Origin of the sequence: Streptomyces sp. NPDC058307 (assembly GCF_042880295.1) — a bacterium.
In the GTDB taxonomy this organism is placed as follows: Bacteria; Actinomycetota; Actinomycetes; order Streptomycetales; family Streptomycetaceae; genus Streptomyces.
This window is the reverse complement of record NZ_JBHVYZ010000007.1, coordinates 152,378-165,472: the sequence shown is the minus strand read 5'-3', so window position 1 is coordinate 165,472 and position 13,095 is coordinate 152,378. Positions and strand designations below refer to the sequence as shown.

Below are 13,095 nucleotides of genomic sequence, written 5' to 3'. Positions count from 1 at the left end.
CTCACCGGACCGTATCTGGAGGAGCCACGGCGATGGCGGAACATACCAGTTCGAGCATCACGATCGAAGCTGCGCCTGCCGACGTCATGGCGGTGATCGCGGACTTCGCCCGCTACCCGGACTGGACGGGCGAGGTGAAGCAGGCGGAGGTCCTGTCGACGGACGCGTCCGGCCGCGCCGAGCAGGTCAGGCTGGTCATGGACGCGGGCGCCATCAAGGACGACCAGGTCCTCGGCTACACGTGGACCGGCGAGAACGAGGTCTCCTGGACGCTGGTCAAGTCCCAGATGCTGCGGCAGCTGGACGGTTCGTACCTGTTGAAGCCGGCGGGCGCAGGTGCGACGGAGGTCACCTACCTGCTGACGGTCGACGTCAAGATCCCGATGCTCGGCATGATCAAGCGCAAGGCGGAGAAGGTCATCATCGATCGGGCGCTGGCGGGGCTGAAGAAGCGGGTGGAGTCCGAGCGCTAGGGGTTTCGCCGGTTCGCGGTCGGCTGCGGGTGGGTGGGTACAGCCGGGTAGGCGATCACTGCACCCACCGAGGGGCGCGGGGAACTGCGCGACCAGCCCCCGCCGGGCCGCAGCCGGAAGACGCCCCGCCGTACTGAACCGTCGTGTCCGTTACGGTTCACCCCTATGCGCACCATCCTGATCACCGGCCCCGGCGGCAGCGGTCGTACGACGGTCGCCGCCGCCACCGCCCTGCGCGCCGCAGGCAACGGCACCCGCACCCTGGTGCTGAGTGCCGACCGCACCGACACCCTCGGCACGATCCTCGGCGTGCCCACCGGCCCGATCCCCGCCCAGGTCACCCCCACCCTCACCGCCTGGCGCCCCGATGCCACCGCCGGATTCCGGGACGATCTGGCCGCCTTCCAGGACCGCGCCTCCCACGTGCTCGACCTGCTCGGCGCCTCCCGCCTCGACCCCGAGGAGGTCACCCCGCTGCCCGGCGCCGAGGAGCTCACCCTCCTGCGCGCCCTGCGCGACGCGGCCCTGTCCGAGCGGCACGACCTGCTCGTCGTGGATCTGCCGCCCACCCCGCAGGCCCTCGCCCTCCTCTCCCTCCCCGAGGAACTGCGCCGCTACCTGCGCCGGCTCCTGCCCGCCGAGCGCCAGGCGGCCGCCGGTCTGCGACCCGTCCTCGGACGGCTCGCCGGCATCCCCATGCCCTCGGAGTGGCTGTACGAGACCGCCGCCCGCTGGGACACGGAACTCGGCGCGGTCGAGGCCGTCCTCGCCGACCGGCGCTCCGTGGTGCGGCTCGTCGCCGAACCCGGCCCCGCCGGCACCGACGCGGTACGCGCCGCGAGCCTCGCCCTCGCCCTGCGCGGCCTGCGCCCCGACACCCTGGTCGCCAACCGCGTCGTACCGGAGGACTGGCCCGCGGGACTCGTCGCCCAGCAGCGCAAGGCCCTGGAGGAGTGGCAGGAGTCGTACGACGTCCATGCCGTCCCGCATCTGGGCCACGACCCGCGCGGCGACGACGACCTCGGCGCGCTCGGGGTCCCCGTGGTCAACGACACGACCTCCACGGTCGAGTGGCCCGTCGCCGATCACCTTGCCGAGGACGGCGTGCTGGTGTGGCACCTCCCGCTGCCCGGCGCCCTGCGCGACGAGCTCGACCTGATCCGGCGCGGCGACGAACTCCTCGTCAGGGCGGGGCAGTTCCGCCGGATCGTCCCGCTGCCCTCGGCCCTGCGCCGTTGCACCGTCGCCGGGGCCGCCCTGCGCGAGGGCGAGCTGCGGATCCGGTTCGCGCCGGACCCGGATCTGTGGCCCCGCACCCCGTGAACCACGTACGCCCATTCGGGTAACGTCGTAGGGACGAACCGTAGTCAGGAGTCCGTCATGAGCGAAGAGCTCCCCCCGTCCGACGCCGAGCCGAACGAGGCCGTGGACGAGGTACGGGCGACCGACGCCGACGCGTGGGCGACGGCGGTCGCGGAGGACCTCGCGGCGGAGAAGGCCCGCCGCCGCACCCAGTACGGCCCGCCCCCGGGCTCGGCCGCCGAAGAGCTGCGCAAACTCGTCGACAACGTCGCCGAGAAGCTGTCCGGCCTGCAGTCCCCGCTCCTCGGGGGCATCGCCGGGCCCGCCGCCCAGCAGGTGGTCAAGCAGGTCGTCCAGCAGGCCAGGGCCGCGGTCGAGCCGGTCATCGAGCGCAACCCGGACGTCTTCGACCACCTCGCGGCCGCCGGCGGCGAACTCCTCGCGGCGTACCGCTCCGCGGTCCAGGCCCAGGAGCAGCGCTGGAGCCGCCGGGACGAGACCCTGCGCGACCGGGGCGAGGAACCGGGCCCCGGCGGCGAGCGCATCGATTTGGACTGAAACCCCCTGACGGCAGGGCCTCGGGTACGGTTGGCCGTAGCGGGGCTCGACCGAAACTGAGGGATTCATGGGACTCACCATCGGCGTCGATATCGGCGGCACGAAGATCGCGGCCGGTGTGGTCGACGAGGAAGGCAACATCCTCTCGACGCACACGGTGCCGACCCCGGGCACGCCGGAGGGCATCGTGGACGCCATCGCCTCGGCGGTGGAGGGCGCGCGCGCCGGTCACGAGATCGTCGGCGTGGGCATCGGGGCAGCCGGATACGTCAACCGGCAGCGCTCCACGGTCTACTTCGCGCCGAACATCGACTGGCGCCAGGAACCGCTGAAGGAGAAGGTCGAGGCCCGCGTGGGCCTCCCGGTGGTCGTGGAGAACGACGCCAACGCGGCCGCCTGGGGCGAGTACAAGTTCGGTGCCGGCAAGGGCCACCGCAATGTCATCTGCATCACGCTCGGCACCGGCCTCGGCGGCGGCATCATCATCGGCAACAAGCTGCGCCGCGGCCACTTCGGTGTGGCGGCCGAGTTCGGCCACATCCGCATGGTCCCGGACGGCCTGCTGTGCGGCTGCGGCTCACAGGGCTGCTGGGAGCAGTACGCGTCGGGCCGGGCGCTGGTGAGGTACGCCAAGCAGCGTGCCAACGCCACCCCGGAGAACGCCGAGATCCTTCTCGGCCTCGGCGACGGCAGCCCCGACGGCATCGAGGGCAAGCACATCTCCATGGCCGCCCGTCAGGGCGACCCGGTCGCCGTCGACTCCTACCGTGAGCTCGCCCGCTGGGCCGGCGCGGGCCTCGCGGACCTGGCCTCCCTGTTCGACCCGTCCGCCTTCATCGTCGGCGGCGGCCTCTCCGACGAGGGCGAGCTGGTCCTGGACCCGATCCGCAAGTCCTACAAGCGCTGGCTGGTGGGCGGCAACTGGCGTCCGGTGGCGGACGTCATCGCCGCCCAACTGGGCAACAAGGCGGGCCTGGTGGGCGCGGCGGACCTGGCGAGAGAGCCCGACCCGGTCATGTAGGGGTGACTTCTCCTCTTCTGGGGCTCCCCTTCAGGGGCGTGGGGCGCGATCCCCACGCCCCTTCTCCTTGGGCGTAAATTGATCCACATGGTTCTGGTCAAGGTCCTGAGCTACAACATCCGCTCGATGCGGGACGACACAGACGCGCTGGCCCGAGTCATCGGGGCCTGCGAGCCGGATCTCGTCCTGATCCAGGAAGCCCCCCGCTTCTTCCGCTGGCGCAAGAAGCTGGCAAGGCTGGCGTCGGCCACCGGACTGGTCGTCCTCACCGGAGGCGGATCCGCGGCGGGCCCCGCGATCCTCTGCGACCTCCGCGCGACCGTGGAGCGCACCGAGGACGTCCTCCTGCCCCTCACCCCCGGCCAGCACCGCCGAGGCTTCGCCACCGCCGTCGTACGAATCGGCGGCGCCCGGATCGGCGTGCTGAGCTGTCACCTGTCGCTGCAGAAGGACGAGCGCTACGACCAGGCGGGCATGCTCCTCGACCGCCTCGCCGGCATGGGCGTGGAGCACGCCGTCGCGGGCGGCGACCTCAACGAGCGCCCCACAGGACCCGCCTTCACCCGCATCGCGGACAGCCTTCAGGACTGCTGGGCGATCAGCCCCACCGGCGCCGAACACACCTGGACCCGCACCGAACCCCACCGGCGCATCGACGCGGTCTTCGCCACCAAGGGCATCGAGGTGGTCGGCTGCGGAGTCCCCGTGGACCTGCCCGGCATCACGGAGACCGACCTGAGGGCGGCCACCGACCACCTTCCGGTCCTGGCCACCCTCAACATCCCCGTGCACTGAGCCGGACTGGCTGAGCCGGATTGACTGAGCCGGACTGGCTGAGCCGGACTAGACGACGGCGCCCCGGCCGGGATTCTCGTCGTCCTCGTCGTCCGCCCGCATCCGCGTCACCAGGGTGACGAAGCCGCCCAGGAAGCCGCCGATCCCCGCCGTGGCCAGCCACCACGTCATCTCCCAGCCGAGCAGCACCGCGACCAGCAGCAGGAGCGGCCCGCCCAGCACCCCCAGCCAGGCGAACTTCGCGGTGGTGTCGGCGGCGGGCAGCGGCGGCGGCTCCGGCGGGACGAAGTGCCCCTCGTCGTCGTCCTCGAAGTCGTCCTCGGACGGCTCCGGCGCGCTGTAGTCACGCGGCCCGACACCGGGCGCGAAGGAGACGGAACCGCCCAGCGGCTTCGCCGGCTTCCCGTCGCTCTTCGGGGAGTCCTTCTTGGGCGCGTCCTTCGTCGGCTGGGTCTGCGTGGCCGTCGGCTCGTCGTTCGTCTCGGTCTCAAGGAGCGCGAGATCCTCGACCGACTTGAACGGCTTCGTGCCCGGCGGGTCCTTCGGCTCCTCTCCGTACCCGGCGACGATGGCCGCCCACGCGGCCTCCTCGTCGAACGGGACGCCCTGCTCGTCCGGCTCGCGGTCCTCGCGGTCGGAGTCGTGCTCAGCCACGGGCGGCCGTCCCTTCACTGCCGATGCCGGTGGTGTGCCGGCCGATGAACGCGAGGCTCTCGTCGAAAATCCGCTCCGCGTCATGGTCCAACGTCGCCACGTGGTAGCTCTGTTCCAGCACGATCTCTGTTACGTCCGTCGACGACACCCGGCTCAGCACGCGCGCGGAGTCGGCCGCCGGCACCACATGGTCCTGGGCGCTGCGCAGCACCAGCAGCGGCTGGGTGACCTGCGGCAGCTCGCCGTCGACCTGGCGGAAGAAGGTCCGCAGGGAGTGCGCCGCGTGCAGCGGCACCTTGTCGTACCCCAGCTCGACGCTGCCCTCCTTCTTGATGTCGCTGGCGATCCCGGGCGCCGTACGCACGAAGTGCCGGGCCACCGGAAGGGCGTAGGGGGCAAGCCCGTGCATGCGGTTCGCCGGGTTGACGACGATGACGCCGCTCACCGCGTCCCCGTGCTTGGCGGCCAGCCTGAGGGCCAGGGTGCCGCCCATGGACAGACCGGCCACGAACACGGAGGTGCAGCGCTCGCTCAGGGCACGCAGCTCGCGGTCCACCTCGGCGTACCAGTCCTGCCAGCCGGTGAGCGCCATGTCCTGCCAGCGGGTGCCGTGACCGGGCAGCAGCGGCAGGGAGACCGTCAGACCGCGGTCGGCGAGGTGCTGGGCCCAGGGCCGCAGCGACTGGGGGGAACCGGTGAAGCCGTGGCAGAGAAGGACACCGGCCTCCCCGCCCTCATGGCGGAACGGCTCGGCTCCGGGGAGGACCGGCACCTAGGTCTCCTGTTCATGAAAGAAGCGTGAGCAAGTCCAGGTGAGGTTCACCGTACGCGACCGCACTGACACCGACCAGGGCCGTCGGTCTGTTTGACAGGCCTCCGGGTTAAGGTCTGAACGACGAACACAGGAGGCACTCGGTTGTTGTACGGCACGATGAAGGTCGCCATCGGTGGGCCGCTGAAGGTCGCCTTCAGGCCCTGGGTGGAAGGAATGGAGAACATTCCCGCCGAGGGACCGGCGATCCTGGCAAGCAACCACCTGTCGTTCTCCGACTCGTTCTTCCTGCCCGCGGTCCTCGACCGCAAGGTCACCTTCATCGCGAAGGCCGAGTACTTCACCACGCCCGGGGTGAAGGGCCGCCTCACGGCCGCCTTCTTCAAGGGCGTGGGCCAGCTCCCGGTGGACCGCTCAGGCGCGCGCGGCGCGGGCGAGGCGGCCATCAGGAGCGGCCTCGACGTGCTGGAGCGCGGTGAGCTGTTCGGCATCTACCCCGAGGGCACCCGCTCCCCCGACGGCCGCCTGTACCGCGGCAAGCCCGGCGGCCTCGCGCGCGTGGCGCTCGCCTCCGGCGCCCCGGTCATCCCGGTCGCCATGATCGACACCGAGAAGATCCAGCCGCCCGGCAAGGTCATGCCCAAGCTGATGCGGCCGGGCATCCGCATCGGCGAGCCGCTGGACTTCAGCCGCTACCAGGGCATGGAGCACGACCGTTTCGTACTCCGCGCGGTGACCGACGAGGTCATGTACGAGATCATGAAGCTCTCCGGCCAGGAGTACGTCGACATCTACGCGACCGCCGCCAAGCGGCGGATCTCGGACGCGGCGAAGGCCGCCAAGGCCGCTGTCGCGAAGGCCGACAAGGACAAGCCCTAGGATCCTGGGACACGCAGTCCGGGCCGGGGGTGGGGGAGATGGCCAAACAAGTACGAGTCATGCGCATGTCGGTCGAGCAGCCGCTGTGGCGGGCGCTGACCGGGTACCGGGTGCTCACCATGCTGTACGCGGTCGGCCTCTTCGCCACGCGGTACGACGAGTACGACCGGCCCGGCATCGCCATCACCTACTACGTCGTCCTGTGCGTCTGGACGCTCGTCACGCTGCCCTTCGTCCAGAACGCGGCCGCCTGCACCAAGCGATTCCTCGCTGTCGACCTGGCGATCGCGCTCACCGGGATCGTGCTGACCCCGCTCGTCGTCAACGACCACCACATCGACAGCGGCGGCCCCACCCTGCCGTCGATATGGACCGCCGGTTCCGTCCTCGCCTTCGCCATCAAGGGCGGCTGGCGCTGGGCCGCGCTCGCCTCCACGCCGGTCGCCGTCGCCAACCTCATCGAGCGCGGCCAGCCGGCCCGCGACACCATTCACAACGTGATCCTCGTCTGGGTCGCCTCCATCGCCATCGGCTACGTCGTCGAGGTCGCCCGCGCCTCCGAGCGCACCCTCGCCCGCGCCCTGGAGATCGAGGCGGCGACCCGGGAACGCGAGCGCCTCGCCCGGGACATCCACGACAGCGTCCTCCAGGTGCTCGCCATGGTGCAGCGCCGGGGCGCGGTCCTGGGCGGTGAGGCGGCCGAGCTGGGCCGGATGGCCGGCGAGCAGGAGGTGGCGCTGCGCACCCTGGTCTCCGGCGGGCTGACGTCCGTCTCCCGGGTCTCGCAGGACGCGGCCCAGGGTGCGGTCGTCCACGTCGTCGACGACGAGCGGGACGACGACGGGCCGGACGGGACCGGTCCGCTCGACCTGCGCGCGCTGCTCGCCCCGTACGCCTCGGCGAAGGTCTCCCTCGTCGAGCCCGGCGCCCCCGTCCCGCTGCCCCCGCCCGCCGCGCGCGAGCTGGCCGCGGCCGTCGGGGCCGCCCTGGACAACGTCGACCGGCACGCCGGTGAGCACGCGCGTGCGTGGATCCTCGTCGAGGACGAACCCGACGAGGTGATCGTGACCGTACGGGACGACGGACCCGGCATCCCCGAAGGACGGCTCGCGCAGGCCGAGGGCGAGGGGCGGCTCGGGGTGGCCCTGTCGATCCGGGGCCGGCTGCGCGAGCTCGGCGGCAGCGCCGAGCTGATCTCGCCTCCGGGGCAGGGCACGGAGGTCGAACTGAAGGTACCGAAGGTCTCACGGGGGAAGGCAGTACAGCGATGAGCGACAAGGGTCCGATCAGGGTCATGGTGGTCGACGACCACCCCATGTGGCGCGACGCGGTCGCCCGGGACCTGGCCGAGTCCGGCTTCGACGTGGTCGCCACGGCGAGCGACGGCGACCAGGCCGTACGCCGGGCCAAGGCCGCCGGGCCCGACGTGCTGGTGCTCGACCTGAACCTGCCAGTGAAGCCCGGCGTCCAGGTCTGCAAGGAGCTCGTCGGGCACAACCCGGCCCTGCGCGTCCTCGTGCTGTCGGCGAGCGGCGAGCACGCCGACGTACTGGAGGCCGTGAAGTCGGGAGCGACCGGCTATCTGCTGAAGTCGGCGTCGACCGAGGAACTCCTGGACGCGGTCCGCCGCACGGCCGTCGGCGACCCCGTCTTCACGCCCGGCCTCGCCGGACTGGTCCTCGGCGAGTACCGGCGCCTGGCCACCGACCCGGCGCCCACCACCGACCCCGACCAGCCCAGGGCCCCGCAGCTCACCGAGCGCGAGACCGAGGTGCTGCGGCTGGTCGCCAAGGGGCTGAGCTACAAGCAGATCGCCGAACGTCTGGTCATCTCCCACCGCACGGTCCAGAACCACGTCCAGAACACGCTCGGAAAGCTGCAACTGCACAACAGGGTCGAGCTCGTCCGGTACGCCATTGAACGAGGTCTCGACGACGAGTGAGACGCGCGTCACACTGACCCTTCGTCAGGCACCTGCGGCGAAGGGACCTTTCCATGCGCGTCGGAGTACTGACCGGAGGCGGCGACTGCCCCGGCCTCAACGCCGTCATCCGGGCCATAGTCCGCAAGGGCGTACAGGAGTACGGCTATGACTTCACCGGCTTCCGGGACGGCTGGCGAGGACCACTGGAGGACCGCACCGTACGTCTCGACATCCCGGCCGTGCGCGGCATCCTGCCCCGCGGCGGCACCATCCTCGGTTCCTCCCGCACGAACCCGCTGAAACAGGAGGACGGCATCCGCCGGATCCAGGAGAACCTGGCCGCGCGGGAGATCGAGGCGCTCATCGCCATCGGCGGCGAGGACACCCTGGGTGTGGCCGCCGAACTGTCCGACCACCACGGTGTGCCCTGCGTCGGCGTGCCGAAGACCATCGACAACGACCTCTCCGCGACCGACTACACCTTCGGCTTCGACACCGCGGTCGGCATCGCCACCGAGGCCATCGACCGGCTGCACACCACCGCCGAGTCCCATATGCGCGTCCTGGTCTGCGAGGTGATGGGCCGCCACGCGGGCTGGATAGCCCTGCACTCCGGCCTCGCGGGCGGCGCCAACGTCATCCTCATCCCCGAGCAGCGCTTCGACATCGAGCAGGTGTGCGCCTGGATCACCTCCCGCTTCCGGGCGTCGTACGCCCCGATCGTGGTCGTCGCCGAGGGCGCCATGCCGAAGGACGGTGACGCGGTCCTCAAGGACGAGTCGCTCGACTCCTTCGGACACGTGCGGCTGTCCGGGGTGGGCGAGTGGCTGGCCAAGCAGATCGAGAAGCGCACCGGCAAGGAGGCCCGCACGACCGTCCTCGGGCACATCCAGCGGGGCGGCACCCCCAGCGCCTTCGACCGCTGGCTCGCCACCCGCTTCGGGCTGCACGCCATCGACGCCGTCCGCGACGGCGACTTCGGCAAGATGGTCGCCCTGCGCGGCACCGACATCGTGCGGGTACCGATCGCGGAGGCGACGGCGCAGCTGAAGACGGTGGATCCCAAGCTGTACGAGGAGGTGGGGGTGTTCTTCGGCTGACGCCGGCCGCCTCACACGGGCGTGCGGCGCAGCTGCCTCACCAACTCCCGTACGACGACGGCGCCGTTCAGGGTCAGGACCGACTCCGGGTGGAACTGGACGCCAGCGAAACCGGGGCCGCGCAGGGCGTGCACCTCTCCGTTGTCCGCCCGGCTGATCTCGATCTCGTGCGCGGCCAGTTCGGTCGCCGTCTCGTCGTCGCAGTGCGCCACGAAGCTGTTGTAGAAGCCGACCGTCTCCGGCCGCCCGAACAGGTCGACGCTCGTCTGCGCCCCCTGGTACGGCACGTCCTTCCGTACGATCTCCAGGCCCAGCTCGGCCGCGATCAGCTCGTGCCCGAGGCAGACACCGAGCACGCCGTGCCGGTGATCGCGGAGCACTTCGGCGGTCAGGGCACGCAGGAACCGCATCTTGGGATCCTGGAGATCGGACGGGTCGCCGGGACCGGGGCCGAGCACGAGGGGCCCCTCGTGCGCGCGTACGGCGTCCGTGAGGCCCGGTTCGTCATAGCGCCTCACGGTCACGTCCAGCCCGCCCGAGCGCAGCACATGCGCGAGCATCGAGGTGAACGTGTCCTCGCCGTCGACGACGAGGGCGTGCCCTTCGAGGTCGTCCGACCGCTCCTGCATCCGCAGCCAGAACGGGGCGAGGCTGGTGCGCCGCCCGTCGAGCGCGGCACGCACGCGTGGGTCGTCGGCGAGACGCACGCGCGCGTGCTCCGCGCGGGGCCGGGACGGCCGTACGCCGAGAGCCGCCAGCACCCCCGCCGCCTTCGCGTGGGTCTCCGCGACCTCGCTCGCCGGGTCCGAACCGCGCACGAGGGTCGCGCCGACGGGGACCTTGAGGCGGCCGTCGGCGCCGATGTCGACGGTGCGAATGAGGATGGGGGAGTCGAGGGTCTGCGCCCCGCCGGAATCCCGGCCGAGCAGGGCCAGCGCGCCGGCGTAGTAGCCGCGCCCCCCGACCTCGTGCCGCTCGATGACCCGGCAGGCGTTCTGCACCGGAGAGCCGGTCACCGTGGCCGCGAACATCGTCTCCCTGAGCACCTCCCGCACGTCCAGCGAGGACTTCCCGCGCAGTTCGTACTCGGTGTGCGCGAGGTGGGCCATCTCCTTGAGCCGGGGCCCGATGACGACCCCGCCCATGTCACCGACCGTGCACATCATCTTGAGCTCCTCGTCGACGACCATCGACAGCTCCTCGATCTCCTTGCCGTCGGCGAGGAAGCCGAGCAGGTGCTCGGGGGTGGGTCCCTCGGCGGGATAGCGGTACGTCCCGCTGATCGGGTTCATGACGACGGTCCCGCCGCTCATCCGGACGTGCACCTCGGGGCTCGCGCCGACCAGGGTGCGTTCGCCGGTGTGGACGACGAAGGTCCAGTACGCGCCCCGCTCGCCCACCAGGAGCCGCCGGAACAGCGCGAGGGCGTCCGCGCGGGAGAACCCCGGGATCTCACCCTCGTACGTCCGCCGGATCACGAAGTTGGCACCCTCGCCGCGCCCGATCTCCTCGTGCAGGACCCGCCCGACGATCCCGGCGTACTCCTCGTCGGGGACGTCGAAGCCGCCGTTCTCGACACGGACATCGTGCGTGGGAAGTTGATCGAGGACCTCCCGCAGGGACAGCGAGTGCGTCTCCTCGGGCGTCAGCACCGCGAGCGGGGTCCCGTCGTCCCGCACGTCGAAGCCGCGCTCGCGGATCTGGCGGAAGGGGACCAGCGCCAGCCCCTCGTCGGGGAGGTCGGCGAGACGGTCGTAGGTGCTGACGGGGCCGAGCAGCAGCTCCACCGTGCTCTCGTCGTGGCCGGGGGTGCGGCGGCGGAGCAGGGCGAAGGGGCGGTCGTCGTCCAGCAGGTGTGTCAGGTCCATGGGTCCTCAGCTCTCGATGAATCGATGACTCGATGTCGGTGAGGAACGACCCCGGAAACGCCGAAGGCCGCCCCTCGGGCGGCCTTCGCGAAGTCTTGCGTACGCGCAGTCAGTGGGCCGCCGGATGAGCGGTCCACCACCAGTTCTGGGTCGAGTGCGCGAACATGCGACGCACCCTATCCCATGTCCGACCCTTGTACCCCGTGTCTCATTTCCTGGGCATGGCTCGGGAGCCATGACACGACCCCGTAATGTTGAGGTCGTGACCGTGAACGCTAAGACCAGCGCCAGCGCTGGCAACACCTGGCGAGACCTGCCCGCGGCGCAGCAGCCCGAGTACCCCGACACCGAGGCTCTGCGCGCAGTGATCGCGGACCTCGAGTCGTATCCGCCGCTCGTCTTCGCGGGCGAGTGCGACCAGCTGCGCGCCCGGTTGGCGGCCGTCGCCAAGGGAGAGGCGTTCCTGCTCCAGGGCGGCGACTGCGCCGAGGCCTTCGACGGCGTGTCCGCGGACCACATCCGCAACAAGCTCAAGACCCTGCTCCAGATGGGCGCGGTGCTGACGTACGCCGCCTCGGTGCCGGTCGTCAAGGTCGGCCGGATCGCCGGCCAGTACTCCAAGCCGCGCTCCAAGGGCACCGAGACCCGCGACGGCGTGACGCTGCCGACCTACCGGGGCGACTCCGTCAACGGCTTCGAGTTCAACGAGAAGGCCCGCATCCCGGACCCCGAGCGTCTGAAGCGGATGTACAACGCCTCCGCCTCCACGCTCAACCTGGTGCGCGCCTTCACCACCGGCGGCTACGCCGACCTGCGCCAGGTGCACGCCTGGAACCAGGACTTCGTGAAGTCGTCCCCCTCGGGCCAGCGCTACGAGCAGCTGGCCCGGGAGATCGACCAGGCGCTGCACTTCATGCGGGCCTGCGGGACCGACCCGGAGGAGTTCAAGACCGTCGAGTTCTACTCCTCGCACGAGGCGCTGCTGCTGGACTACGAGTCGGCGCTCACCCGCGTCGACTCGCGCACCGGGCGGCTGTACGACGTCTCGGCGCACATGGTGTGGATCGGTGAGCGCACCCGGCAGCTGGACGGCGCGCACATCGAGTTCGCCTCGCAGATCCGCAACCCGATCGGCATCAAGCTCGGTCCGACGACCACGGCCGAGGAGGCGCTGCAGTACATCGAGCGCCTGGACCCCGACCGTGAGCCCGGCCGGCTGACCTTCATCGTCCGCATGGGCGCCGACAAGGTCCGCGACAAGCTGCCCGAGCTGGTCGAGAAGGTCACCGCCTCCGGCGCGACCGTCGCCTGGATCACCGACCCGATGCACGGCAACACCTACGAGGCGGCCTCCGGCCACAAGACCCGCCGCTTCGACGACGTGCTCGACGAGGTCAAGGGCTTCTTCGAGGTCCACAAGGGCCTCGGCACCCACCCGGGCGGCATCCACGTCGAGCTCACCGGCGACGACGTCACCGAGTGCGTGGGCGGCGGCGACGAGATCTTCGTCGACGATCTGCACCAGCGCTACGAGACGGCCTGCGACCCGCGGCTCAACCGCAGCCAGTCGCTCGACCTGGCATTCCTCGTCGCGGAGATGTACAGGGACCAGTGACGGGTTCGCCTGTTACCGGGACATAAAGTGGGGCGCGGATCACATACGATCCGCGCCCCCCCGCCCATTTTGGGGTGCTGAGCGCCCGGGAAGGGTAGGTTTTACTTATCGATATCGGCGGGAGGTGGAACCCG

At 71.0% G+C, this 13,095-nt stretch carries 14 protein-coding genes; 10 read left to right on the top strand and 4 right to left on the bottom strand.

Annotated features, from left to right (window positions below):
* The first annotated feature begins 32 nt into the window (after positions 1–32).
* The 5 genes from ACFVYN_RS08265 to ACFVYN_RS08245 all read left to right on the top strand — a co-directional run bounded on the left by ACFVYN_RS08265 (position 33) and on the right by ACFVYN_RS08245 (position 4,149).
* Complete coding sequence (locus ACFVYN_RS08265; protein ID WP_389994250.1) at positions 33–473, top strand: SRPBCC family protein; 441 nt, start codon at positions 33–35, stop codon at positions 471–473.
* Positions 474–638: 165 nt separating this feature from the next.
* The gene (locus ACFVYN_RS08260) at positions 639–1,796 is read left to right on the top strand and encodes an ArsA family ATPase (protein ID WP_389994248.1); all 1,158 of its coding nucleotides are present in this window, start codon (positions 639–641) and stop codon (positions 1,794–1,796) included.
* Positions 1,797–1,853: 57 nt separating this feature from the next.
* Positions 1,854–2,333: a DUF5304 domain-containing protein gene (locus tag ACFVYN_RS08255; RefSeq protein WP_389994246.1), complete on the top strand. Its 480-nt coding sequence runs from the start codon at positions 1,854–1,856 to the stop codon at positions 2,331–2,333.
* Between the two features lie 67 nt (positions 2,334–2,400).
* The gene (locus ACFVYN_RS08250) at positions 2,401–3,354 is read left to right on the top strand and encodes an ROK family glucokinase (protein WP_389994243.1); all 954 of its coding nucleotides are present in this window, start codon (positions 2,401–2,403) and stop codon (positions 3,352–3,354) included.
* A gap of 87 nt (positions 3,355–3,441) precedes the next feature.
* Positions 3,442–4,149 (top strand): endonuclease/exonuclease/phosphatase family protein, encoded by a 708-nt coding sequence (locus tag ACFVYN_RS08245; protein ID WP_389994240.1) that lies wholly within the window; start codon positions 3,442–3,444, stop codon positions 4,147–4,149.
* A gap of 48 nt (positions 4,150–4,197) precedes the next feature.
* Here ACFVYN_RS08245 and ACFVYN_RS08240 read toward each other — a convergent pair whose 3' ends face one another.
* Positions 4,198–4,803, bottom strand: coding sequence for a hypothetical protein (locus ACFVYN_RS08240; RefSeq protein ID WP_389994238.1), 606 nt, complete (start codon positions 4,801–4,803; stop codon positions 4,198–4,200).
* A complete protein-coding gene (locus tag ACFVYN_RS08235; protein ID WP_389994235.1) occupies positions 4,796–5,575 on the bottom strand; it encodes an alpha/beta hydrolase in 780 nt (259 codons plus the stop codon). Before ACFVYN_RS08235 ends, ACFVYN_RS08240 begins: the two co-directional genes overlap by 8 nt.
* Positions 5,576–5,719: 144 nt before the next feature.
* Between ACFVYN_RS08235 and ACFVYN_RS08230 the strand changes: the two genes are divergently transcribed.
* Genes ACFVYN_RS08230 through ACFVYN_RS08215 form a run of 4 tightly spaced genes read left to right on the top strand, consistent with a single transcriptional unit; the run spans position 5,720 to position 9,478 of the window.
* Positions 5,720–6,454, top strand: a complete 735-nt coding sequence (locus tag ACFVYN_RS08230; protein WP_389994232.1) for a lysophospholipid acyltransferase family protein — start codon at positions 5,720–5,722, stop codon at positions 6,452–6,454.
* A 38-nt stretch (positions 6,455–6,492) separates the two neighbouring features.
* Entirely contained in the window at positions 6,493–7,725 is a 1,233-nt protein-coding gene (macS, locus tag ACFVYN_RS08225; RefSeq protein ID WP_389994229.1) for a MacS family sensor histidine kinase, read from the top strand.
* Positions 7,722–8,396 carry a response regulator gene (locus ACFVYN_RS08220; RefSeq protein WP_389994226.1) on the top strand — a complete coding sequence of 225 codons (675 nt, stop codon included), beginning with the start codon at positions 7,722–7,724 and terminating at the stop codon, positions 8,394–8,396. Before macS ends, ACFVYN_RS08220 begins: the two co-directional genes overlap by 4 nt.
* A gap of 53 nt (positions 8,397–8,449) precedes the next feature.
* Entirely contained in the window at positions 8,450–9,478 is a 1,029-nt protein-coding gene (locus ACFVYN_RS08215) for a 6-phosphofructokinase (protein ID WP_389994223.1), read from the top strand.
* Positions 9,479–9,489: 11 nt separating this feature from the next.
* On the opposite strand, the gene ACFVYN_RS08210 is transcribed toward ACFVYN_RS08215, so the two are convergent.
* Together ACFVYN_RS08210 and ACFVYN_RS08205 are read right to left on the bottom strand one after the other, a co-directional pair.
* Positions 9,490–11,346, bottom strand: coding sequence for an anthranilate synthase family protein (locus ACFVYN_RS08210; protein WP_389994220.1), 1,857 nt, complete (start codon positions 11,344–11,346; stop codon positions 9,490–9,492).
* A 109-nt stretch (positions 11,347–11,455) separates the two neighbouring features.
* On the bottom strand, positions 11,456–11,512 hold the full coding sequence (locus tag ACFVYN_RS08205; RefSeq protein ID WP_071528813.1) for a trp operon leader peptide: 57 nt from the start codon (positions 11,510–11,512) through the stop codon (positions 11,456–11,458).
* A gap of 96 nt (positions 11,513–11,608) precedes the next feature.
* On the opposite strand from ACFVYN_RS08205, the gene ACFVYN_RS08200 reads away from it, so the two are divergent.
* On the top strand, positions 11,609–12,961 hold the full coding sequence (locus tag ACFVYN_RS08200; protein WP_389994217.1) for a class II 3-deoxy-7-phosphoheptulonate synthase: 1,353 nt from the start codon (positions 11,609–11,611) through the stop codon (positions 12,959–12,961).
* Positions 12,962–13,095: the final 134 nt, after the last annotated feature.